General features: G+C 61.2%; 21 protein-coding genes and 1 tRNA gene. 10 read left to right on the top strand and 12 right to left on the bottom strand.

Annotation, left to right across the window (positions count from 1 at the left end; all coding sequences use genetic code 11):
• Window positions 1-59: 59 nt before the first annotated feature.
• The 3 genes from cobT to PH552_RS10750 all read right to left on the bottom strand — a co-directional run bounded on the left by cobT (window position 60) and on the right by PH552_RS10750 (window position 3,999).
• The gene (gene cobT, locus PH552_RS10760) at window positions 60-1,961 is read right to left on the bottom strand and encodes a cobaltochelatase subunit CobT (RefSeq protein WP_112341311.1); all 1,902 of its coding nucleotides are present in this window, start codon (window positions 1,959-1,961) and stop codon (window positions 60-62) included.
• A 119-nt stretch (window positions 1,962-2,080) separates the two neighbouring features.
• The gene (cobS, locus tag PH552_RS10755) at window positions 2,081-3,070 is read right to left on the bottom strand and encodes a cobaltochelatase subunit CobS (protein ID WP_106999201.1); all 990 of its coding nucleotides are present in this window, start codon (window positions 3,068-3,070) and stop codon (window positions 2,081-2,083) included.
• Window positions 3,071-3,378: 308 nt separating this feature from the next.
• Window positions 3,379-3,999 carry a J domain-containing protein gene (locus PH552_RS10750; protein ID WP_112341312.1) on the bottom strand — a complete coding sequence of 207 codons (621 nt, stop codon included), beginning with the start codon at window positions 3,997-3,999 and terminating at the stop codon, window positions 3,379-3,381.
• Between the two features lie 107 nt (window positions 4,000-4,106).
• Here PH552_RS10750 and PH552_RS10745 point away from each other — a divergent pair, with 107 nt between their 5' ends.
• Entirely contained in the window at window positions 4,107-4,394 is a 288-nt protein-coding gene (locus tag PH552_RS10745) for a BolA family protein (RefSeq protein WP_112341313.1), read from the top strand.
• A gap of 19 nt (window positions 4,395-4,413) precedes the next feature.
• Here PH552_RS10745 and PH552_RS10740 read toward each other — a convergent pair whose 3' ends face one another.
• Genes PH552_RS10740 through PH552_RS10730 form a run of 3 tightly spaced genes read right to left on the bottom strand, consistent with a single transcriptional unit; the run spans window position 4,414 to window position 7,444 of the window.
• Window positions 4,414-5,724 (bottom strand): HlyC/CorC family transporter, encoded by a 1,311-nt coding sequence (locus PH552_RS10740; protein ID WP_112341314.1) that lies wholly within the window; start codon window positions 5,722-5,724, stop codon window positions 4,414-4,416.
• Window positions 5,724-6,854: a 3-dehydroquinate synthase gene (aroB, locus tag PH552_RS10735; RefSeq protein ID WP_112341315.1), complete on the bottom strand. Its 1,131-nt coding sequence runs from the start codon at window positions 6,852-6,854 to the stop codon at window positions 5,724-5,726. Before aroB ends, PH552_RS10740 begins: the two co-directional genes overlap by 1 nt.
• On the bottom strand, window positions 6,851-7,444 hold the full coding sequence (locus tag PH552_RS10730) for a shikimate kinase (protein ID WP_112341316.1): 594 nt from the start codon (window positions 7,442-7,444) through the stop codon (window positions 6,851-6,853). Before PH552_RS10730 ends, aroB begins: the two co-directional genes overlap by 4 nt.
• 160 nt (window positions 7,445-7,604) lie before the next feature.
• Between PH552_RS10730 and PH552_RS10725 the strand changes: the two genes are divergently transcribed.
• From PH552_RS10725 to PH552_RS10705, 5 genes are all read left to right on the top strand, one after another.
• Window positions 7,605-7,772: a hypothetical protein gene (locus tag PH552_RS10725; RefSeq protein ID WP_162943920.1), complete on the top strand. Its 168-nt coding sequence runs from the start codon at window positions 7,605-7,607 to the stop codon at window positions 7,770-7,772.
• The gene (xerD, locus tag PH552_RS10720) at window positions 7,769-8,758 is read left to right on the top strand and encodes a site-specific tyrosine recombinase XerD (protein WP_112341317.1); all 990 of its coding nucleotides are present in this window, start codon (window positions 7,769-7,771) and stop codon (window positions 8,756-8,758) included. The genes PH552_RS10725 and xerD overlap by 4 nt, the downstream gene beginning before the upstream one ends.
• A gap of 63 nt (window positions 8,759-8,821) precedes the next feature.
• Window positions 8,822-9,775: an acetyl-CoA carboxylase carboxyltransferase subunit alpha gene (locus PH552_RS10715; RefSeq protein ID WP_112341318.1), complete on the top strand. Its 954-nt coding sequence runs from the start codon at window positions 8,822-8,824 to the stop codon at window positions 9,773-9,775.
• A gap of 230 nt (window positions 9,776-10,005) precedes the next feature.
• Window positions 10,006-11,301: a L,D-transpeptidase family protein gene (locus PH552_RS10710; RefSeq protein ID WP_112341319.1), complete on the top strand. Its 1,296-nt coding sequence runs from the start codon at window positions 10,006-10,008 to the stop codon at window positions 11,299-11,301.
• Window positions 11,294-11,527 carry a sulfurtransferase TusA family protein gene (locus PH552_RS10705; RefSeq protein ID WP_112341320.1) on the top strand — a complete coding sequence of 78 codons (234 nt, stop codon included), beginning with the start codon at window positions 11,294-11,296 and terminating at the stop codon, window positions 11,525-11,527. Before PH552_RS10710 ends, PH552_RS10705 begins: the two co-directional genes overlap by 8 nt.
• Window positions 11,528-11,685: 158 nt before the next feature.
• Here PH552_RS10705 and PH552_RS10700 read toward each other — a convergent pair whose 3' ends face one another.
• Both PH552_RS10700 and PH552_RS10695 read right to left on the bottom strand, forming a co-directional pair.
• A complete protein-coding gene (locus PH552_RS10700; protein ID WP_112341321.1) occupies window positions 11,686-12,882 on the bottom strand; it encodes a CobW family GTP-binding protein in 1,197 nt (398 codons plus the stop codon).
• Window positions 12,883-12,897: 15 nt separating this feature from the next.
• Window positions 12,898-14,064 (bottom strand): D-alanyl-D-alanine carboxypeptidase family protein, encoded by a 1,167-nt coding sequence (locus tag PH552_RS10695; RefSeq protein WP_112341322.1) that lies wholly within the window; start codon window positions 14,062-14,064, stop codon window positions 12,898-12,900.
• 193 nt (window positions 14,065-14,257) lie between these two features.
• Here PH552_RS10695 and PH552_RS10690 point away from each other — a divergent pair, with 193 nt between their 5' ends.
• The 3 genes from PH552_RS10690 (at window position 14,258) to PH552_RS10680 (ending at window position 16,248) form a co-directional block, all read left to right on the top strand.
• Window positions 14,258-15,418, top strand: a complete 1,161-nt coding sequence (locus PH552_RS10690; RefSeq protein WP_112341323.1) for a M20 aminoacylase family protein — start codon at window positions 14,258-14,260, stop codon at window positions 15,416-15,418.
• Between the two features lie 122 nt (window positions 15,419-15,540).
• Window positions 15,541-15,617, top strand: a tRNA-Arg gene (locus PH552_RS10685).
• Window positions 15,618-15,741: 124 nt separating this feature from the next.
• Window positions 15,742-16,248, top strand: a complete 507-nt coding sequence (locus PH552_RS10680) for a GNAT family N-acetyltransferase (protein WP_285165924.1) — start codon at window positions 15,742-15,744, stop codon at window positions 16,246-16,248.
• A 61-nt stretch (window positions 16,249-16,309) separates the two neighbouring features.
• Here PH552_RS10680 and PH552_RS10675 read toward each other — a convergent pair whose 3' ends face one another.
• Window positions 16,310-16,576, bottom strand: coding sequence for a BON domain-containing protein (locus PH552_RS10675; protein ID WP_112341325.1), 267 nt, complete (start codon window positions 16,574-16,576; stop codon window positions 16,310-16,312).
• Between the two features lie 199 nt (window positions 16,577-16,775).
• Here PH552_RS10675 and dxr point away from each other — a divergent pair, with 199 nt between their 5' ends.
• Window positions 16,776-17,969, top strand: coding sequence for a 1-deoxy-D-xylulose-5-phosphate reductoisomerase (gene dxr, locus PH552_RS10670; protein WP_112341326.1), 1,194 nt, complete (start codon window positions 16,776-16,778; stop codon window positions 17,967-17,969).
• 105 nt (window positions 17,970-18,074) lie between these two features.
• On the opposite strand, the gene hemA is transcribed toward dxr, so the two are convergent.
• The 3 genes from hemA to PH552_RS10655 form a co-directional block, all read right to left on the bottom strand.
• Window positions 18,075-19,286, bottom strand: coding sequence for a 5-aminolevulinate synthase (hemA, locus tag PH552_RS10665; protein WP_112341327.1), 1,212 nt, complete (start codon window positions 19,284-19,286; stop codon window positions 18,075-18,077).
• 218 nt (window positions 19,287-19,504) lie between these two features.
• Window positions 19,505-20,299, bottom strand: coding sequence for an FAD binding domain-containing protein (locus tag PH552_RS10660; protein WP_112341328.1), 795 nt, complete (start codon window positions 20,297-20,299; stop codon window positions 19,505-19,507).
• A 14-nt stretch (window positions 20,300-20,313) separates the two neighbouring features.
• Window positions 20,314-22,659, bottom strand: a complete 2,346-nt coding sequence (locus tag PH552_RS10655) for a xanthine dehydrogenase family protein molybdopterin-binding subunit (RefSeq protein ID WP_112341329.1) — start codon at window positions 22,657-22,659, stop codon at window positions 20,314-20,316.
• Window positions 22,660-22,670: the final 11 nt, after the last annotated feature.

Here is a 22,670-nt window from a genome sequence, read left to right as displayed (position 1 = left end):
GATGCCGGATGGAAAGGGCAGCGGCCATGAGGCCGATGCCACGGGACGCCGAGGCGGGCTCAGCTGGCGCGACGCATGCGCGAGCGCGGCATGCTCGTCTGATCTTCGAACAGCGAGGCAAGCTGTTCCGTCATGGCGCCGGCAAGCTCGTCGGCATCGACGATGGTGACGGCGCGGCGATAGTAGCGCGTGACGTCGTGGCCGATACCGATCGCCAACAACTCCACAGGCGAACGCGTCTCGATCTGATCGATGACGGCACGCAGATGCCGCTCCAGATAATTGCCCGGATTGACCGACAGCGTGGAATCATCGACCGGCGCACCATCCGAGATCATCATCAGGATGCGGCGCTGCTCTCGGCGCCCGAGCAGGCGATTATGTGCCCAGATCAGCGCCTCGCCGTCGATATTCTCCTTGAGCAGCCCCTCGCGCATCATCAGTCCGAGATTGCTGCGCGCCCGCCGATAGGGCTCGTCCGCGGACTTGTAGATGATATGGCGCAGATCATTCAGCCGGCCCGGCGTCTGCGGCTTGCCGCTGGCAAGCCACTTTTCGCGCGCCTGTCCGCCCTTCCACGCCTTGGTGGTGAAACCGAGGATCTCGACCTTGACTCCGCAACGCTCCAGCGTACGGGCAAGAATATCGGCGCAGGAGGCGGCGACCGTAATTGGGCGGCCACGCATGGAGCCGGAATTGTCGATCAGCAGCGTCACGACCGTATCGCGGAACTGCGTATCGCGCTCCATCTTGAAGGACAGCGCCTGCATCGGGTCGATGATCAGACGCGGCAGGCGTGCCGGATCGAGGTAGCCCTCTTCCAGATCGAAGTCCCAGGAGCGGTTCTGCTGCGCCATCAGGCGACGCTGCAGACGATTGGCGAGCCGGCCGACGGCGCCCTGCAGATGCGCAAGCTGCTTGTCGAGGAAGGCGCGCAGGCGCTCGAGCTCTGCCACGTCGCACAGTTCCTGTGCCGTCGTGGTTTCGTCGAACTCCTCCGTATAGACGTGATAGTCGACCTTCTCGTTGAAATCGGCAAAGGGCGTATTCGGACGGCGGGTTTCACCCGGCGTTTCCGAGTCTTCATCACCCTCTTCGCTCATGTCGTCGTCGGAGATTTCGCCGCCGTCTTCGGTCGCGCCATCTTCCATCTGCTCGTCGGAGGCTTCGCTATCCTCGGCCGGAGCGGCATCGGCGCCTTCGTCTTCCTTGACGTCGTCGTCGTTCTGGTCCTCGCCGTTCGGCTTGTCCTCTTCGCTCTGCTGGTCTTCGCTGTCGGGCTCCGACTGCTCGTCACCATATTCCTCGGCCATCTCCATGGCCGTCAGCATGTTGCGCACGATACGGGCAAAGCTCTGCTGATCGTTGATGGACGACAGCAGAGTGTCGAGCTCGCCGCCGGTCTTTTCCTCGATGAAGGGGCGCCAGAGATCGAGCACCTTGCCGGCGCTTTCGGGCGGCTTCTGCCCGGTCAGCTTCTCGCGCACGATCATCGCCATGGCTTCGCCGATCGGCGCATCCTCGCGCCGCTCGATGCCGGAAAAATTCGCCTTGGCGTATTTTTCCGTATTCATGGAGTTGAGGTTGGCGGCAACACCGCTCATGCGCAGCGAGCCGATCGATTCGACACGCGCCTGTTCGACCGCATCGAAGATCGAGCGGGCGTCCGCGCCTTGCGGCGCCATGACGGCATGCACGCGGGCATCGTGACAGGCAAGCCGCAGGGCCATCGAATCGCCAAGGCCGCGGGTCACCGCGAGCTCATGGGCTGTCGGCCGTTTCGAAAGCTCCGGCAAGCGGATGCGCTCGCCGGTCATCCCCGGGCGTTCATTGGCAAAGGCCACCTCGACCTCGGCATCGCCGGCGATCGAGCGGACACAACCGGTGATCGCCCGGCGCAACGGCTCCATGTCCACCGGGGCACCCGGCTTCGCTTTGGAATTATCTCCGCGACCTGACATGATGTATCGGCTTTTCCCTAAAGCAATTCCAGAAAAAATGCAGAGCATTTTTCTATCCGGAGTTGCGTCAAAACAAAAAGATAGAACGTTTTCGCGATTCGAAGAAAAGCGGAAATGTTCTAGGCTTCCAGCACGATATTGGCGGCACTTTCCTTCAGCTCGACGCCGAAGGCGCGCTGATAATGCTCAGCAACGAGCGGACGCTCCAGCTCGTCGCACTTGTTGAGGAAGGTGACGCGGAAGGCAAAGGCGACATCTCCGAAGATTTCCGCATTCTCGGCCCAGGTGATGACGGTACGCGGGCTCATGACGGTCGACAGATCGCCGTTCATGAAGGCCGCACGCGTCAGATCGGCGACGCGCACCATCTTGGAAACGGTATCGCGGCCCTTGTCGGTACGGAAGGACTTCACCTTCGCCAGCACGATATCGACTTCGTTGTTGTGCGGCAGGTAATTCAGCGTCGTCACGATCGACCAGCGGTCCATCTGCGCCTGGTTGATCTGCTGCGTGCCGTGATAAAGGCCGGTCGTATCGCCCAGGCCGATCGTGTTGGCGGTCGCGAACAGGCGGAAGGCCGGGTGAGGACGGATGACGCGGCTCTGGTCGAGCAGCGTCAGGCGGCCAGAGGACTCCAGCACGCGCTGGATGACGAACATCACGTCCGGGCGGCCGGCATCATATTCGTCGAAAACGAGCGCGACATTGTGCTGATAGGCCCAAGGCAGGATGCCGTCCTTGAATTCGGTAACCTGCAGGCCGTCCTTGACGACGATCGCATCCTTGCCGACGAGATCGATACGGCTGACATGGCTGTCGAGGTTGATACGCACGCAAGGCCAGTTGAGGCGCGCGGCGACCTGCTCGATATGCGAGGACTTGCCGGTGCCGTGATAGCCCGAGATCATCACGCGGCGGTTATGCGCGAAGCCGGCGAGAATGGCGAGCGTGGTCTCGCGGTCGAAGAGGTAGTCCGTATCCAGATCGGGCACGTAGGCGCTGCCCTGGCTGTAAGCGGGCACGCGGATATCGGAATCGATGCCGAAGACTTCACGGACCGAAACGGTGGTATCGGGGATCTCGGAAATATCAAGGTCAATCTTGCTCATCATGTCTCCAGGGCGGGTGCCTCTGACCCTACCATATCAAACTCAGCCGATTTATCCGAAACGCCGCAGCTTATTGCCCGCATCCGTTCGGTCGGAACAGCGGCGATACTTCTCCGGGACTAAAGCAAAATCTCGGCGCGATAATATGATCGCTTGCGAGCATCCTTGAACAGAGTCCCGGACAAGAAACGCCGCGTCCGGAAAGTTGGCCGAGGTGCAGCCAGCCAAATGCGCACCCTGCCGCGGTTGCCCGCAGCTTCAGCCGATTTGGACCATACCTGATTGAATGCGGAGAGCAAGGACAGGAATTAACAAAAACCGTTCTGCTTCAATAATTGATAGGCCTGAATAACCGCGCGAAAACGCTCCTCCGAGCCGCGGTCGCCGCCATTGGCATCGGGGTGGTGCATTTTCACCAATTCCTTGTAGCGGCGCTTGATCTCCGGCGCCGTGGCGGTGGCGCCAAGCCCCATCGTATCGAAGGCCTTCGCCTCCAGCGTCTTCAGCTTGCGCTGCTGGGGGAAACGCGGCCCCCGGCCCTGCCCCTCCCCTTCCTTGACGAAACCGAAGGGATCGCGGACGCGGGAATAGGAGCCGGAGCGGATATCGGATTGAAGCGGGCTGTTGCGGGCAGCCTTGTTGACCCCGACCGTCCAGGTCGGACGATGGCCGGTAATCGCTTCCTTCTGGTAGCGCGCGATCTCGCCGTCCGAGAGGCCGGAGAAATAATTGTAGCCCTTGTTGTATTCCTTGACGTGCTCGAAGCAGAACAAAAAGAACTGCCCTTCCGCATTGCGCCCGACCGGGGCGCGATGCGTACCGTGCTTGTCGCAGCCGTCCCACTGGCACGTCGGCGGACCCTGCTCGGGCTCCTGCGCGCGCTTGCGGCGAGTACGGATGCGATCGAAATATTTTGAATCAAGTCTCATGGCGTCCTAATTATGGGGCCTTGGATACCCCACAACAAGAATTGACAAACAGGAATGTTACAGGCTTTGTGGGAGCCTTTTTTCGAGAGCGAGGTCGACGCGGGAATATGGAAACGACACTGCAATCCCGCATTGAACGGAAGCTCAGCGACGCTTTCGCGCCCGAGCGCCTTATCGTCATCAATGAAAGCCATCTGCATGCCGGCCATCAGCCCGACATGACAGGAACCGGCGAGACCCATATAAGAATTCGCATCGTTTCTGCCAAGTTCACGGGCATGCCGCGCCTTGCGCGCCATAGGGCGATCAACGAATTGCTGAAGCCGGAGCTTGATGCCGGCCTGCATGCATTGGCCGTAGAGCCGGCAGCTCCAGGCGAGGCTGTGCGCTGGTAGTCCATCGATGAGATAGCTCCTACGGAGCCTTCGCCTCTTCCGTCTCGGCGGGACGGATGCGCAGTTTGGTAATGCGGTTCTTTTCCCGCTTCATAACGATGAAGCGCTTGCCGTAGAAGGTGAACGCCTGACGCTCTTCCGGAATGGTCATCGATTCGTGGATGACGAGACCGGCAATCGTCGTCGCCTCTTCGTCGGGCAAGTGCCAGTCGAGCGCACGATTGAGGTCGCGAATCGGTACGACGCCATCGACGACGATCGAGCCGTCGGCCTCCTGCCGCACGCCCTGGATGTCGAGGTCGTGCTCGTCGGCGATATCGCCGACGATCTCCTCCAGAATATCCTCCAGGGTAACGATACCCTGCACCTCGCCATATTCGTCGACGACGACGGCGAAATGCTGTTTGCGGCGCAGGAAGGCGTTGAGCTGATCCTCGAGATTGGTGCTGTCGGGCACGAACCAGGGTTTTTGCGCGATCTTCACGATATCGAGATTTTCCGGCTCGATATTACGTTCCGCCAGCGCCCGCAGCAGGTCCTTGGCGTGCACGACGCCGATGATGTTGTCGATGGTGCCGCGCCAGAGCGGCATGCGCGTATAGGGGCTGTCGAGGATCGCACGCACGACCACTTCTGGCGGATCATCGGCATTGATGGCGCGCATCGCCGTGCGATGCACCATGATGTCGGACAGTTCCAGCTCGCCGAGGTCGAGGACGCCACCCAGACGGTCACGGTCGGCCTTGACCACGGAACCCTCACGGTGAAGCAGGTCCACGGCGCCGCGCAGCTCCTCATGCGCCGACAGCATCGACACTTCACGGGAGAGATTGACGCCGAAGATGCCCAGGATCTGGCGCACGATGGCATTGACGACGCTCGAGACAGGCCCGACGACGACGACGAAGAGGCGTATAGCGCTGGCGACGTTCAGCGCGAAACGGTCCGGCGTCGCAATGGCCCAGCTCTTCGGCAGAACCTCCGCGAAAATGACGAGGATAACAGTCATGGCGGCGGTGGCGATCGCCACGCCGGAATTGCCGAACAGACCGAGGAACAAGCTGGTCGCAAGCGAGGACGACAGGATGTTGGCGAGATTGTTGCCGATCAGCAGCGCGCCGATCAATCGGTCTCGACGCTCTATCAAGAGCCGCACGATGCCGGCCCGCCTGTCGCCGTTGGCTTCCAATGTGTGGATACGGCTGCGCGAAGCCGCCGTCAGCGCTGTCTCCGAGCCGGCAAAGAAGGCGGAAAGCAGCACCAGGGCCACGATCGATATAATCTCGGGCCAATATTCCCACAGAACAGCCAGCGTGCCCTCGACGGTCATCAGGGATGTTTTTCCTTCAGGAAGCTCAGGACTTCGGACGACGGCACATCGTCCGCAACGAAGGACTGGCCGATGCCGCGCGTGAGGATGAAGGTGAGCTTGCCGCTCTTGACCTTCTTGTCCTGCGCGATCGCGTCCATCAGCGTTTCGGCCGGCGGCAGCGCGCCGGGAATATCGCCCATCCGCGTTGGCAGGCCCACGGCCTTCAGATGCGCCTCGACGCGCTTGGCATCATCTGGGCTTGCGAGATTAAGGCGCGCGGAAAATTCATGCGCCAGCACCATGCCGATCGCAACACCCTCGCCATGCACCAGCCGGCGGCTGTCATAGGCGGTGGCTGCTTCGAGCGCGTGGCCGAAGGTGTGGCCGAGATTGAGCAGGGCGCGAGGCCCGTTTTCGCGCTCGTCGGCGACGACGACATCGGATTTCGCCTGGCAGCTTGCAGCAATCGCCTCGATGCGGGCCGCCCCGCCGGCAAAGACTTGCCTCCAATTGGCCTCGAGCCAGGCGAAGAAATCCGGCTTGTCGATCAGGCCATATTTGGCGACCTCGGCGTAACCGGCGCGGAATTCACGTTCGCTGAGTGAATTCAGCACATCGGTATCGGCAAGGACGAGATCCGGCTGGTGAAAGACGCCGATGAGGTTCTTGCCGTGACGGGTGTTGATGCCGGTCTTGCCGCCGACGGACGAATCCACCTGCGACAGCAGCGATGTCGGCACCTGGACGAAACGAACGCCGCGGCGAACGATGCCGGCGGCAAAGCCCGAGAGATCGCCGATGACGCCGCCGCCAAGCGCGATGACCGCATCGTTGCGCTCCACACGTGCCGTCAGCACCGCATCGCAAACGGTAATCAGATGCTCGAAGCTCTTGGTCTTTTCGCCTGCCGGCAAGACGAGGCTGGAGGCCTGGATGCCCGCAGCCTCGAGGCTGGCGACCAACGCATCGAGATAGTGTGGCGCAACATTTTCATCCGTAATGACGGCGGCCTTGCGGCCCTTCAGCCGCGCGGCAATCTCACGCCCCGCGCGGGCAATCAGGCCGGGGCCGATCAGGATGTCATAAGCGCGCTCGCCGAGAGGCACGCGCACGAGACGCTCTGACGAGGCCGGTGTGATCGCATTCATGGTATTTTGCTTTCTGCTTTCTTTCCCTCGGCGATGGCGGCAAGGACTTCCTTGACCATGATTTCCTTGCTCACATCGCGGGACAGAACCGTAAAATCGGCTTCCGCATAGATGGGGTAGCGCGCATTCATCAGGTTCTCGAGGGTTTGTTTCGGATTCTCGGTCTTCAGCAACGGCCGTGTGTCGCGCTTGTTGACGCGCTCCCACAAGACGTCGAGATCGGCCTTCAGCCAGACGGAAAGGCTGCCGCGCTTGACGTGCAGGCGCGTGCTCTCATTGATGAAGGCGCCGCCGCCAGTGGAGACGACACGCGGTCCACCCTTGAGGAGCCGCTTGATGACGCGAGTTTCCAGCGCCCGGAACTCCTGCTCGCCATAAGCAGCAAACAGTTCGGCGATGGTCATGCGCGACACGCGCTCGATCTCGACATCCGTATCGACGAAGGGAATGCCTAGCTGCTGTGCCAAAAGCCGGCCGACCGAGGATTTGCCCGCACCCATCAATCCCACGAGGACAAGATTGCGCTGACCCAGCGCAGCGCGCGCCTTGTCTTTGAGGCTTTCGGCAAGGGTCAGGACTTGTTCACTCATCGGCCCATTCACAATTTCTTTGGAAACGGTATCGTCAAATGCACCGGTAGCGTCAAGACGCCGCTATCGTAAACATGTCTGCAATATCCTTCAGCTAACCCTTGAAGGACATAATTATTGCGCATCGCCGCGCCAATGAACGGCGAAGGAGATTTTTCGAATGCCAACCCTGTTTCGCTTCCTTGTCATCTGCGCGGTCATCGCCGGATCGATATATGGAGCGATGTGGGCACTCGTGCTCTTTGTCGATCCGCAGCCGCGCGATGTGACGATCCGCATTCCGCCGGAGCGCCTCAATCCGCCGACGACGGGATCGCTGAAGCCATGAGCACACCGGCCACAAACGCAAAAACCGGCGCGCGCGATCTGGGGCGCGTGCACCTGGAGGCCTTCCTGGAAATGATGAGCGCCGAGCGCGGCGCTGCGGTCAACACGCTGCAATCCTATCAGCGCGATCTCGACGACCTCCATTCCTTTCTGTCCGGCCTCGGCGTCCGTTTGGCCGAAGCCAGTGCCAACGATCTCGGCGCCTATCTTTCCAGCCTGTCGAGCCAAGGCTTCAAACCCTCGTCGCAGGCACGACGGCTCTCAGCCATGCGCCAGTTCTACAAGTTCCTTTATGCGGAAGGGTTGCGCACGGACGATCCCACCGGAATTCTCGATGCGCCGAAGAAAGGCCGCGCCCTTCCGAAGACGATGGGCGTCGACGAGGTGACGAGGCTTCTGACCCAGGCCGAGCAGGAAGCGGCGGTCGAAGGACCGGACCGGCTGCAGCGACTGCGCATGCTGGTGCTTCTGGAAATGCTTTATGCCACCGGCATGCGCGTCAGCGAGCTCGTTTCTCTGCCGGCGAAGGTGCTGGATCAGGAGGGGCGCTTCCTGATGATCCGCGGCAAGGGAAACAAGGAACGGCTGGTGCCGCTGTCGCAATCCGCCATTTCGGCCCTGAAGACCTATGGACGGCTGCAGACGGAGATTGCGGCAAATGCCAAGCAGCCCTTGCCGGAGAGCCCATGGCTCTTTCCAGCGGCCTCCAAGCAAGGCTATTTGCCACGCCAGGTCTTCGCGCGCGATCTCAAGGATCTTGCCATTCGGGCGGGCCTGACACCATCGATGATCTCGCCGCATGTGATGCGCCATGCCTTCGCGAGCCATCTTCTGGCCAATGGCGCGGACCTGCGCGTGGTGCAGGAACTTCTCGGTCATTCGGATATCTCGACCACGCAAATCTACACACATGTGCTGGAAGAACGCCTTCATCAGCTCGTGCAAACGCATCACCCCCTTGCCAAACAGGCAAAAAAACAGGATTAGGACCGGCACACAGGCTAAAGCCGCCGTCTCTCGTCACGGGCAAAAGGATCGGAAACGCACCTCATGCACAATTATCTCGACTTCGAAAAACCCATCTCGGATCTCGAAGGCAAGATTCACGAGCTCAAGAAACTGGCGAGCGAAGACGAAAGCATCGACACATCGGACGAAGTCGGGCGGCTTGAAATCCGCGTCCGCGAGGCGATGGCCGACATCTATTCCAAGCTTAATGCCTGGCAGAAGACACAGGTCGCCCGCCATCCGCAGCGCCCGCATTTCGTCGACTACGCCAGCACCCTTTTCACCGAATTCACGCCGCTGGCCGGCGACCGCAAATTCTCCGAGGATGCCGCCATCCAGGCAGGTTTCGCCCGCTTCCGCGGACAGCCGGTCGCCCTCATCGGCCAGGAAAAAGGCAACGACACCAAGAGCCGCCTGAAGCACAATTTCGGCAGCGCCCGGCCGGAAGGCTACCGTAAGGCGATCCGTATCCTGGAAATGGCCGACCGTTTCCAGTTGCCCGTCATCACGCTTGTCGACACGGCCGGCGCCTATCCCGGCGTCGGCGCGGAAGAGCGCGGCCAGGCAGAGGCGATCGCGCGCTCCACCGAAATGTGCCTTGGCGTGAAAGTGCCGCTCATCTCGATCGTGATCGGCGAAGGCGGTTCGGGCGGCGCGATCGCGATTGCCACCGGCAACCGCGTCTACATGCTCGAACATTCGATCTACAGCGTGATTTCGCCCGAAGGCGCGGCCTCGATCCTGTGGCGCGATTCAACGCGCGCCAAGGAAGCCGCGACCAACATGAAGATCACCGCCGAAGATTTGAAGAGCCTCGGCATTATCGACGGCATCATCCCCGAACCCCTCGGCGGCGCGCACCGCGATCCTAACACGGTGATGGCCTCCGCCGGCGAGACGATTGCGAACGCGCTCGGCGAGCTTTCCAGCCGTTCCGGCGAACAGCTGCGCAACGACCGGCGTCAGAAATTCCTTTCCATGGGCCGCAATCTCTAAGCCACATTCGGAAAAAGTGATCGCTAAAAACGGGAATGAGGCCAAACCTTGGCCACATTTCCGTTATCGAAGCTTTTATGGCAAAGAAAAGCTTGCCGACGCGCTGCGGGCAGGTCATAGGCTGGTAAGGAATTTTCAAGTATAAACCGCCTATGATTCCGTTTCATGCTTCGAGGGGAGTGGCGAAACAGATCAAGCTGCCGCTCTTCGCATTTATGGGCTAAGTCAGAATGCGCATCCGTCACCTTGCCTACGTCTCATTGATGGCGCTGTCACTCGCCGGCTGCAACGATGCGCTGGACACGGCGTCGGTCGACCTGTCGACGGTCAAGAACAAGGTCGAACAACCGCTTCCGAGCCATATCCTCGCCGATATGACGAAGAAGGGCATGGACCGCAACTCGCCGATCATGATCCGCATCTTCAAGGAAGAAGGCGTGATGGAGATCCTGAAGGCGAACCAGAGCAATCGCTTCGAAGTCATCGCCGATTACAAGATCTGCGCCTGGTCCGGCCGTCTCGGCCCGAAGGTGAAGGAAGGCGACCGGCAGGCGCCGGAAGGCTTCTATATGCTGACGCCGGCCAACCTGAACCCGAATTCGAAATATTACCTCGCCATCAACACCGGTTTCCCGAACCGCTACGATGCCGCCAATGGCCGTACCGGCAACAATCTGATGATCCATGGCGCCTGCTCTTCGTCCGGCTGCTATTCGATGACAGATCAGCAGGTGCTGGAAATCTACGCCTTCGCGCGCGACGCTTTCAAGGGCGGCCAGAAGGCGATTCAGCTCGAAGCCTTCCCCTTCCGCATGACGGCGGAGAATATGTGGAAGCACCGCCTCAGCCCCAATATCGACTTCTGGAAGATGCTGAAGGTCGGTTACGACAATTTCGAGGTCACCAAGCGGCCGCCCGAGGTCGAGGTCTGCGAGAAGAAATACGTCTTCAATCAGCAGGCCAGCGGACCGTTCAATGCCGGCGGAAAATGCCCTGTCATGACCACGCCGCCCGCCCTGCAGGTGGCGCTTGCGACCTATGACAAGCAATACCAGGCCGATTATGCCATGGCCTCGAAGAAATTCGACGGCATGGCCTGGTACGATCCGACCGAAGCCGAGCGCAAGGCCATCGTCGCCAAGCAGCGCAAGGGGCACGATCTTGCCTATGCTCCCACGGGCACCGCGCTTGCCGCCGGCAAGATGATGAAGGTCGCCGATCTGGAATCGATGGTATCCAACCAGTCGGCGCAGCAGATTGCGCGGGGCGGCACGGTGGCGAGCCCGACCGCCAATCCGTCGACCGCAAGCATCCGAGTCGCGACCGCAGCTCCCGAGGCGACTGCCCAGCAGCCGAGCGGCCCTGTGGTGGCAGCCAATATGCCGGCCAATGTGCCGATCCCCATGGCAAACCCGATGAACCAGGCCGTCAATCCGCTCGCCTACGCGCCGCCTCCGCCTGTCGAGACCGCGCAGACGGAAGCCAAGAAGCCGCCTTTCTGGAAGTTCTGGGCCAAGAGTGAATAGCTCGGATAACGGGATCTATGATCTGCGCGGGCTGAAATGCCCCTACCCGGCGATCAAGACGGAGAAGCGCTTGCGCGGCATGGAAAGCGGCGCGACCTTGACCGTCGAGACGACCGACCCGCTTGCCGCCATCGATATCCCGCATCTCTGCAATGAGAAGGGCCACACGCTTCTCCTCAGCGAGAAGACGGAAAGCGGCCATCGCTTCGTGATCCGGAGAGGGTGACGACCGGGGTCATCCTTGTGGTTCGAGAGTCGCTACGCTCTCGCCTCACCATGAGGGCAATCGCATATGAGGCAGGTACGCTGCCGCACACTCCTTCTCCCCACTGGGGAGAAGGAGCTTTCAGAGCGAGGCGGATTACCAGATATCAAAGGCTGAAACTAAAATTTCATCCCCGGCACGGCGAGCGGATTGTCCTCCAGCGCCGCCCTGTCCGGCGTATCGACGCGCGGCTTGCTGAGGAAGGCGTCGAACAGGCCCTTCACGAAATCCTCGGGCAGATCCTTGGTGATGATGACCATGCGCGTCCGCCGGTCTTCGGGATCGGGCCAGGCCGGCAGCCGAACCGGCGCATGGAAGATGTTCTGCACGCCATGCAGAACGACAGGGCGCTCCGGCCGGTCCGATACGGCAACGATCGCCTTCATGCGCAGGAGCTTTTCGCCATGCGCCGAACGAAGGAGGTCGATGAACATTTCGAGCGCTGTGGGATCGATGGGCTGCGTCTCGACGATCGAGAAGGATCGGATCGAGCCGTCATGGCGGGTGACATCATGGGCGTGCTGATGCCGGTGGCCGTGGTGATGCGCATGATGGTGATGGTGGTGTCCATGATCGCCGTGATGATGATCATGGTCGTGGTGATCGTGCTCATTATGGTGATGATGATCGTCGTCCGCTTCCAGCTCGTCCTGCAGCCAGCGGCCGACATCGGCGATCTTCGAGGCCGGGTCGTAAAGGCCGTTGACGAGAACGGCGACGCGGCCGGCCTCGTCGCTATCGGCATTCAGGATCTGCGCACGCGGATTGAGCGCCCTCAGCCTGCTCTCCAGCTGCGCTTCCGGCACGGCGCCGGCGATTCCGGTCTTGGACACGATCAAGCGGTCCGCAACCGCTACCTGTTTGCGCGCTTCTTCGTGATTGTCGAGCGTCTGCAGCCCATTGACCGCATCGACGACGGTAACGACGCCATCGAGGTCGAAATTGGTCGCAATGATCGGATTGCCCATGATCGACTGCATGACGGGAGCAGGATCGGCAAGGCCGGTCGTTTCGATGACGACGCGCTTCAGCGGCCGGATGCGGCCGGTTTGCATCGCGTCCATCAGGTTCGCCAGCGTATCCACCAGCTCGCCGCGCACCGTGCAGCACAGGCAGCCATCGGAAAGCTCGATGATGGCATCGCCGGAACTCTCGACCAGCAGATGATCGATGCCGACATCGCCGAACTCGTTGATGATGACGGCCGCATCGCGCATGGCCTCATCCTTGAGGATGCGGTTGAGCAGGGTCGATTTACCCGCACCGAGGAAGCCGGTCAGGATGGCAACCGGCACTCTTTGCTGCGAAACGCTCATGATTCCTGTCCGATATTAGAAAGTGGGACGCGGCATGGGGATAGGCACACCGGATGCACCGCCGGAAATGGCGATTTTGCTGTCCCTGATTGCCTTGTCGCCTCTGGCCGCGACATCGTCCTTGTCGCCCTTGGCGGCAGTCGCGACATCCTGGCCGCCGATCAGGCCGGCATAGACGAAATTGGGCTCGTGATCCATTTCATGAATATAGGGCGACTGCACCTTGGTGCGGCCGAAGGGATCGCGGGTCTCGCTGCGCGCCTGCGCGCCCTTGGTGCTGCAGATGTCGGCCGTCACATCGGCGACGTCGGCTGCAAGCGGCGCATCGGGCCTGAGGGTCGCCAGCGTATCGCGGGTGGACAACTGGTTCTGGAAGCCTTTTTCCAGGAGATTGGCGGAATCGTCGGCGCGTGCCGCCAGGCTGTCGGTTCCGAGCACGACCGAGATCAGCGTGCGGCCGTTGCGGGTTGCCGATGCGATCTGGTTGAAACCGGCCGCGCAGATGAAGCCGGTCTTCATGCCGTCGGCGCCGTCGAAGCGGCCGATGAGCATATTGATGTTCGGCACCTGCTTCACGCCGTTGGTGAAGCCCTCGAGCGAGAAATAGCCGGCATATTGCGGGAACTCGCGGCGTAGCGCGACGCTGAGGATCGCAAGATCGCGCGCCGTGGTATATTGCCCCTTGCCGGGAAGGCCGTTCGGGTTGATGAAATGCGAGTCGCGCATGCCGAGGCGGGCGGCTTCCGCATTCATCAGCGCCACGAAGCCCTGCTGCGAACCGCCGACCGTCTCTGCGACGGCCATGGCGAGATCGTTGGCCGATTTGACCAGCATCATCTTCAAGGCGTTGTCGAGCGTCATCTTCTGGCCCGGCTTGAAATACATCTTCGCGGGCGGCTGTGCCGCCGCAAGCTTCGACATGACGACGGGCGTATCGAGCCTGACCTGGCCGGATTGGATGGCCCGGAAGGTCACATAGGTCGTCATCAGCTTGGTGAGCGAGGCGGGATACCAGCGTCGAAACGCCTCCTGCTGGTCGAGAACACGTCCCGTGCTGACATCGACGAGAATATGCGGATTGGCTGCGGCTGTGCCAGCAGCCGACAGGAAAAGCATGGATGCTGCTGCGGCCATAGGAGCGAGCCGCAGGGCGGCATACAAACGATTCTTCTTCGTCGGCACGATCTATCCTTCAGAAGTCCGGAATTTTCTCGAAAGCTTCGTCTATTTAACCTATATGGCTAGGAGAAGGCAAAGGCGATTGACGACTTTATTTGCCGTCAGCACACCGCAAAGGCCGCTATAAGCTGGTCAGGGCCGTGCGGCGGATCCGTGAATTGAACCAGAATCGATATTGAGCAGCAGGAAAATCAGCATGCCGATCTTGAACAGGGCCGCAGAACTCCAGGGCGAAGTGACCGAGTGGCGCCGCCATATCCATGCACATCCGGAACTCCTCTATGCCGTTGAGAATACGGCCGCCTTCGTGGCCGAAAAACTGCGCGCCTTCGGCGTTGACGAAGTGGTGACCGGCATCGGCCGCACCGGCGTCGTCGGCCTGATCCGCGGCAAGGCTTCGGGCCGCACGATCGGCCTGCGCGCCGACATGGACGCCCTGCCGCTGACCGAGATCACCGGCAAGCCCTATGCTTCAGAAACACCAGGGAAGATGCATGCCTGCGGCCATGACGGCCACACCGCCATGCTGCTGGGTGCCGCGAAATACCTCGCCGAAAACCGGACCTTCAACGGCAATATCGCCGTCATCTTCCAGCCGGCCGAAGAAGGCGGCGCCGGCGGCGACGCCATGGTCAAGGACGGCATGATGGAGCGCTTCGAGATCGCTGAGGTCTACGGCATGCACAACATGCCGGGCCTGCCCGTCGGCCATTTCGCCATCCGCAAAGGCCCGATCATGGCGGCGACGGATGAATTCACCGTCTCCATCAAGGGGCTCGGCGGCCATGCGGCCATGCCGCATAAAACGATCGATCCGATCGCCATCGGCGCCCAGATCGTTTCCAACCTGCAGCTCATCGCCTCGCGCAGCGCCGACCCGCTGAAATCCGTCGTCGTCTCCGTCACCAAGTTCAACGCCGGCAACGCGCATAACGTCATCCCGAACGATGCGAGCTTCGGCGGCACGGTGCGCACCCTCGATCCCGAAATGCGTGACCTCGCTGAACGGCGCTTCAAGCAGATCGTTTCCGGCATCGCCGCGAGCCACGGTGCAGAGGCCGAGATCGAATTCCACCGCAACTACCCGGTCACCTTCAACCATGCCGACGAAACCGATCACGCAATCGCCGTCGCCGAGGAAATCGCTGGCGCGGGCAATGTCATCCCGAATATCGACCCGATGATGGGCGGCGAGGATTTCTCCTACATGCTGCTCGCCCGTCCCGGCGCCTTCATCTTCGTCGGCAACGGCGACAGCGCCGGCCTGCACAATCCGGCCTACGACTTCAACGACGAAGCCATCGCCCACGGCATCTCCTACTGGGTGCGGCTCGCCGAACAGCGCCTCAACGCCTGAGGCCTGCCTCGATACCTCCGCGTGGTCTTTAAGACTGCGCGGAGCCCGCTCAAGACAGATTGTCTCCACGACGCAAAAAGGCTTGGCTTCGGGCCTTGGCTTTTGTATGGATCATGCCGAGTGGTCTCGTAGCTCAGCAGGATAGAGCATCAGATTCCTAATCTGAGGGTCACGCGTTCGAATCGCGTCGAGATCACCATTTTTCAGCTTAAATGATGATCGCGTGATCGAGATTGGGAAAACACCAGAGTTCAGCGCGCACAAGTGATTTAACCCTTGTAGAGCCAAGCCTGCTCAATTTGCGGGGTTTCGAACGAGCGCTCATGCGCGGATGGTCGCCCGATCCACGGCGCCAGCATGACAAGTCGTTTATCGAAACTGAACTGACGATACTCAGGAAAGACAGATCAGCTTTCCTCGCCCGTACTATATCGAATGAAATCGTCGCCACAGCGATATCGAATCGGGAACATCAATGCCTTGTTTCCCGCCCGTTCTGGATCTGGGATGGAGGCTTTTGCGGCTACATCACATTCCGCTATTTGGCCGGAACGACCGAACTGCCCCTACATGTGCCGGGTCATGTGGGCTATTCGGTCGTTTCTTGGAAACAAGGTCGAGGATATGCAACGCAAGCACTTCGGCTTTTATTGCCAATAGCAAGGAACGCTGGCTTTGCCAAAGTCAGCATCGTTTGCAACGACGATAACCTCGCTTCGAAGCGCGTTATAGAGAAAGTGGGCGGCGTGCTTCGCCATATAGGCACCCACGCATCGGATTTTCCAACCGTATCGAAGCTGTTCTTCGATCTGACGACTATTTGTATTTGAACGCGCCCTGCCGTGAGCCTCCATAAGGGCGCAGCGTAAGCGTGAACTTAAAGTCCAGATATCACCCCACAGCGATCCTGTTCCTCACCAGCCGCACGCCGGGAATGGATTCCGCAACCGCGGTCGCCCGCTTCACCTCCTGGGAAGTCGCGACCGAACCGTGCAGACGGATTTCCTGGCCTGCCGCAATCACGGTGACATCGGAAGCATCGATTCCGCCGGCAACGGCGAGCGCGTTGGCAACCGCAGATTCCAGCGCCGAGCGCCTGGCCTGGTCGTTTTCCAGATAGAGCTCCATGCCATGAAACGTCGCCGCCTTGAAAACCATTCATCGTCCTCCGCATTCAGGTGGTCGGAAAACGCGGCAGTTTGCATTTGGTTCAATGGAGATCGAAAAAAATATGACTAATTCACACACTCGCTTTTCGCGGGTGCTGGCAGAGGAGCGGTTGCATGGCTGCGGACTTGCCGCTCCACGCAATCCCCTGTAGAGCCTTGGGGGAACAGCAGCAAATGCGGATACCTGAATGAATACCGGCAGCAAGGCGCGTCGCCGCCTGACGATATTGGGTTCGACCGGCTCCATCGGCCAGAATACGCTCGACGTCATCGCCCAGCTTGGCGGACGTGACGCCTTCGATATCGCCGCGATCACCGGGCATGACAATATCGGCCTGCTGGCCGAGCAGGCCAAGGCCTGCGGCGCCGCTTTCGCGGTGACGGCCAATGAAGAGCGCTATCAGGAGCTGAAGGATGCGCTCGCCGGGACAGGCATTGTCGTCGGCGCGGGCAAGAATGCCTTGATCGAAGCCGCTTCGATGCCCTCGGATTGGGTCATGGCGGCGATCGTCGGCACCGCCGGTCTTGCGCCGACGCTGGCAGCTGCCCGCCGCGGCGGCGATATCGCGCTCGCCAACAAGGAATGTCTCGTCTCGGCAGGTGATCTCTTCGTGCGCGCCGTTGCCGAGGGCGGCGGCCGGCTGATCCCCGTCGACAGCGAACACAGCGCCATCTTCCAGGCACTGGAGGACGATCAACAGCACGCGGTCGAACGCATCATCCTCACCGCGTCCGGTGGCCCCTTCCGCACCTGGACGCGCGAGCAGATGGCCAATGTCACGCCGGCGATCGCGCGTGCCCATCCCAATTGGTCGATGGGTTTCAAGATCTCCATCGGCAGCGCCTCCATGTTCAACAAGGCGCTGGAGATGATCGAGGCCAAGCACCTGTTCAATGTCCGGCCCGATCAGATCGAAGTCGTGGTCCACCCGCAATCCGTCATTCACTCGATGGTCGGCTATACGGACGGCTCCATTCTGGCGCAGCTCGGCTGTCCCGACATGCGCACCGCCATCGGCTATGCGTTGGCTTACCCGGCCCGCACCAGGCTCAGCGTCGACCGGCTGGATTTCGCCAAGCTCGCCCGACTGGATTTCGAGGCGCCGGACGAGGTTCGTTTCCCGGCCCTTCGCCTTGCCCGCACCGCACTGGAACGCGGCGGCCTCCAGGGCGCGATCATGAATGCGGCCGAAGAGATCGCCTTCCACGCCTTCGTCGATGGCCGCATCGGCTTCCTGGAAATGGCCGATATCGCCGAGGCTGTCATGGACGAGATGATCGCAACCGGCAGCGCCGAGACCATGGATGCCGTCTTTGCCGCCGACGCCGAGGCGCGCAGCCGTGCCGCCGTGCTCATCGCCCAGCGGGAAAAGGCTGCGTAACGCGTAAGTAGTCGCTTACAATTTATGGCAGCTTAACAGCACGCCTGGCTCATCCGCCGTTCCAATTTCTGGCAGAAACCCCTGGGCTCTGAGAGGAAGCTTTCCTTACGCAACGGCCCTTGCGAGCGCACAGCGCGACCAGAGCGCATGCAGCGCACCGACCAGCTGCTCGATATCGCCATCCGAATGCAGCGGCGTCGGCGTGATGCGCAAGCGCTCGGTTTTCTTCGGTACGGTGGGATAATTGATCGGCTGCACATAGACGCCGGCGTCGAGCAGCAGATCCGAAATCCACTTGCACTTGGCGGCATCGCCGACCATGACCGGAACCACGTGGCTCGGGTTCGGCATATGCGGAATGCCGGCCGCATCGAGTTGTGCACGCAGCCTGCGCACGCGATCCTGATGGCGCATGCGTTCGAACTGGCTGACCTTTAGATGCTGGATAGAGGCGACGGCGCCCGCAGCCAGCGCCGGCGGCAGCGAGGTCGTGAAGATGAAGCCGGAGGCAAACGACCGGATGAAATCACAGAGTGCGGTCGAAGCGGCGATGTAACCGCCCATGACGCCGAATGCCTTGCCGAGCGTGCCTTCGATGACGGTCAGGCGATCCATCAGTCCCTCGCGCTCGGCAATACCGCCGCCGCGCGGGCCGTACATGCCGACGGCATGCACTTCGTCGAGATAGGTCATCGCGCCATACTTGTCGGCGAGGTCACAGATTTCCCTGATGGGGGCGATATCGCCATCCATGGAATAGACGCTCTCGAAGGCGATCAGCTTCGGCGCCTTGGGATCGGCAGCCTTCAACTTGGCTTCGAGATCGTGCAGATCGTTATGCTTCCAGATGACCTTGTCGCACTTCGCATAGCGAATGCCTTCGATCATTGAAGCGTGGTTCAGCGCATCCGAGAAGATGATGAGATCGGGAATGCGTGCGCCAAGCGTGCCGAGTGTCGCCCAATTGGAGATGTAGCCCGAGGTGAAGATCAGCGCGGATTCCTTGCCGTGGAGATCGGCGAGTTCCTGCTCGAGCAGAACATGGTAGTGGTTGGTGCCAGAAATATTCCGGGTGCCTCCCGCACCCGCGCCACAGTGATCGATGGCTTCTTTCATCGCCTCAATCACCTTGGGGTGTTGGCCCATGCCGAGATAGTCGTTGGAGCACCAGACGGTCACTTCCTGCGGGCCGTTCGGGGTATGTCTGACAGCGCGCGGGAAATTGCCACGGCGGCGTTCCAGATCTGCGAAGACCCGGTAGCGGCCTTCATTGTGAAGACCTTCCAGCTCGCCTTTAAAAAATGCTTCGAAATCCATCATCTGCTCCAGTACCGTGCGACCGTTTTCGAGAATGCCGGTTCACACGTCAACCCCTCCGCATTGCTTTCGCGCCCGCTGCGGCAAATGGCCACTAATTTTGAATAATTCCAGACAAGAATAACCATTCACGTCAAATTGACAATCGAAACCGTGCTGGAAACACTCTATCCGGAGCGGCGGGTAAACCCCGCCGCTCCGGCCTGTTCATGGCGAATCTAGACAGCAGCCACGGCGCGCTTGGCCATGACCTTGATCAGATTGGCGCGATATTCGGCCGTGGCGTGCAGGTCGGAGAGCAGCGCCGATGGGTCCACTGTCACGCCGGTAACTGCGTCCGGCAGCCAGTGGACCGCAAGCGCCTGTTCCAGTTCGGCATGGCGGAACACGCCGTCCGCGCCGGCACCGGTAATGGCAACGCGCACGCCCCCTGCCCCCTTGGCGACGAAGACCCCCGTCAACGCATAGCGCGAGGCGGGATTGGGAAATTTGGCATAGCCTGCCCGCTCCGGCGCATCGAAGGCGATGGAGGTGATAAGCTCCGCCCCTTCCAGCGCCGTCTCGAACAGGCCCCGAAAGAAGTCGTCGGCCGCGATCTGGCGGCGATCGGTGACGATGGTGGCATTCAGCGCCAGCATAGCCGCCGGATAATCGGCGGCCGGATCATTGTTGGCGATGGACCCACCGATCGTGCCCATATGCCGGACATGCGGATCGCCGATCATGCCGGCAAGATCGCAAAGCGCCGGACAGACCGTGCGGATCGCTGCCGAAGAGGCAACTTCCGCATGGGTGGTCGCCGCGCCGATCGTGACCCTGCGGCCATCGACACGGATTCCCTTGATCGAAGGGATATGCCTGAGATCGACGAGATCGCTCGGCGATGCCAGACGCTGTTTCATGGTCGCGATCAGCGTCATGCCACCGGAGACGTATTTGCCTTCGTCGGCATCAGACAGAAGCTTCACGGCTTCGTCGACCGAGGAGGCGCGATGATAATTCGTTGCGTACATGTCCTGTCCTCCTCTCAGCCAGCAGCCCGTGCCGCTTCCCACACCTTGAGCGGTGTGGCCGGCATGGTCAGCGTGTTGTTGCCGATCGCATCGGTGATGGCATTTATCAGCGCCGGCGGGGAGCCTATGGCGCCCGCCTCGCCGCATCCCTTCACGCCCAGCGGATTGTTCGGGCACGGCGTATTCTGGTGCGAAAGCTGGAAGGACGGCAGATCGTCCGCGCGCGGCATGGTGTAGTCCATGAAGCTTGCCGTCAGAAGCTGGCCGCTCTCGTCGTAATGCACGCCTTCCAGCAGCGCCTGGCCGATACCCTGCGCGATGCCGCCATGCACCTGCCCCTCGACGATCATCGGATTGATGATGTTGCCGAAGTCGTCGGCCGCGACGAACTGCACGATCTCGGTCTTGCCGGTCTCCGGATCCACCTCCACCTCGCAGATGTAGCAGCCGGCCGGGAAGGTGAAGTTCGCCGGATCGTAGAAGGCGGTTTCCTTCAGGCCCGGCTCCATGCCGGCGGGCAGGTTATGCGCGGTGTAGGACGCCAGCGCCACCTGGAACCAGGGCAGCGATTTGTCGGTGCCCGCCACCTTCACTTCGCCGTTCTCGATGACGATATCGCTTTCGTCTGCCTCCATCAGATGCGCGGCGATCTTCTTCGCCTTCGCCTCCACCTTGTCGAGCGCCTTGACGACGGCGGACATGCCGACGGCGCCCGAGCGGGAGCCATAGGTGCCCATGCCCATCTGCACCTTGTCGGTATCGCCATGGACGATGGAGACGCTGTCGATCGGCACGCCGAGCCGGTCGGCGACGAGCTGCGCGAAGGTGGTCTCATGTCCCTGCCCGTGGCTGTGCGAGCCCGTGAGCACTTCGATGGTCCCGACCGCGTTCACCCGCACCTCGGCGGATTCCCAAAGGCCGACGCCGGCACCGAGCGCGCCGACGGCCTGCGACGGCGCAAGGCCGCAGGCCTCGATATAGCAGCTCATACCGATGCCGCGCTTCATGCCGCGGGCGGCTGCCTTCGCCTTCCGCGAAGGAAAACCATCCCAATCCGCCTGCTGCATGGCGGCATTGAGCGAGGCCTCGTAGTCGCCGGCATCGTAGTTCATGATGACGGGCGTCTGGTGAGGGAAGGTGCGGACAAAATTGATCCGCCGCAATTCCGCCGGCGAGACGCCGAGTTCGCGCGCCGCCGTTTCGACCGTACGCTCCAGAAGATAGGTCGCCTCCGGACGTCCCGCGCCGCGATAGGCATCGACCGGCACGGTGTTGGTATAGACCGTGCGGACATTGGCATGAATCGCCGGGATCGCATACTGGCCTGACAGCAGCGTCGCATAAAGATAAGTCGGCACGCACGAAGAGAACAGCGACATATAGGCGCCGAGATTGGCGATCGTGTCGACCTTCAGCGCCGTGATGCGGTTCTGCGCATCGAAGGCCATCTTGACCTTGGAGACATGATCCCGGCCATGGGCGTCGGTCAGGAAAGCTTCCGTGCGGTCGGCCGTCCATTTCACCGGCACGCCGGTCTTCTTCGATGCCCAGAGGCAGACGATTTCCTCCGGGTAGATGTAGATCTTCGAGCCGAAGCCGCCGCCGACGTCGGGCGCGATGACACGCAGCTTGTTTTCGGGGGCGACATTGTAGAAGGCGCTCATGACCAGCCGCGCCACATGCGGGTTCTGGCTCGTCGTGTAGCAGGTATAATGGTCTTCGGCCGCATCGTAGATGCCGAGCGTGGCGCGCGGCTCCATGGCATTCGGCGAAAGCCGGTTGTTGTGGATCTCGATCTCGGTGACATGGGTTGCCTCGGCAATCGCCTTGTCGGTCGCCGCCGCATCGCCCAGTTCCCAGTCGAAGATCAGGTTATCGGGCGCTTCCGGATGGATTTGCGGCGCGCCCGCTTTCAGCGCATCCACCGCCTCGACGACGGCGGGCAGCTCCTCGTAATCGACCGCCACGGCCTCCGCGGCATCGCGCGCCTCGCCGAGACTGTCGGCAACGACGATGGCAACCGCGTCGCCGACATAGCGCACCGTATCGGCCGCCAGGGGACGCCAGGCGCCCATCTTCATCGGCGACCCGTCCTTGGAATGGATCATCCAGCCACAGATCAGGTTGCCGATACCATCATCAAGCAATTGCTTGCCGTCGAACACGCCGATCACGCCAGGCATGGCCAAAGCCGCGGTCGTATCGATGCTTTTGATCTTTGCATGCGCATGCGGGCTGCGGACGAAATAGGCATATTTCATGCCCGGCGTCACCATGTCGTCGGTGTAGCGCCCCTTGCCCGTCAGAAATCGCTTGTCTTCCTTGCGCGCCACGCGCGCACCAATGCCTTCCACGCCCATCACATCCTCCC

It is taken from the genome of Rhizobium aureum (assembly GCF_030182495.1).
GTDB lineage: Bacteria > Pseudomonadota > Alphaproteobacteria > Rhizobiales > Rhizobiaceae > Rhizobium > Rhizobium tropici_C.
This window is presented reverse-complemented; position numbering and strand designations above follow the sequence as displayed.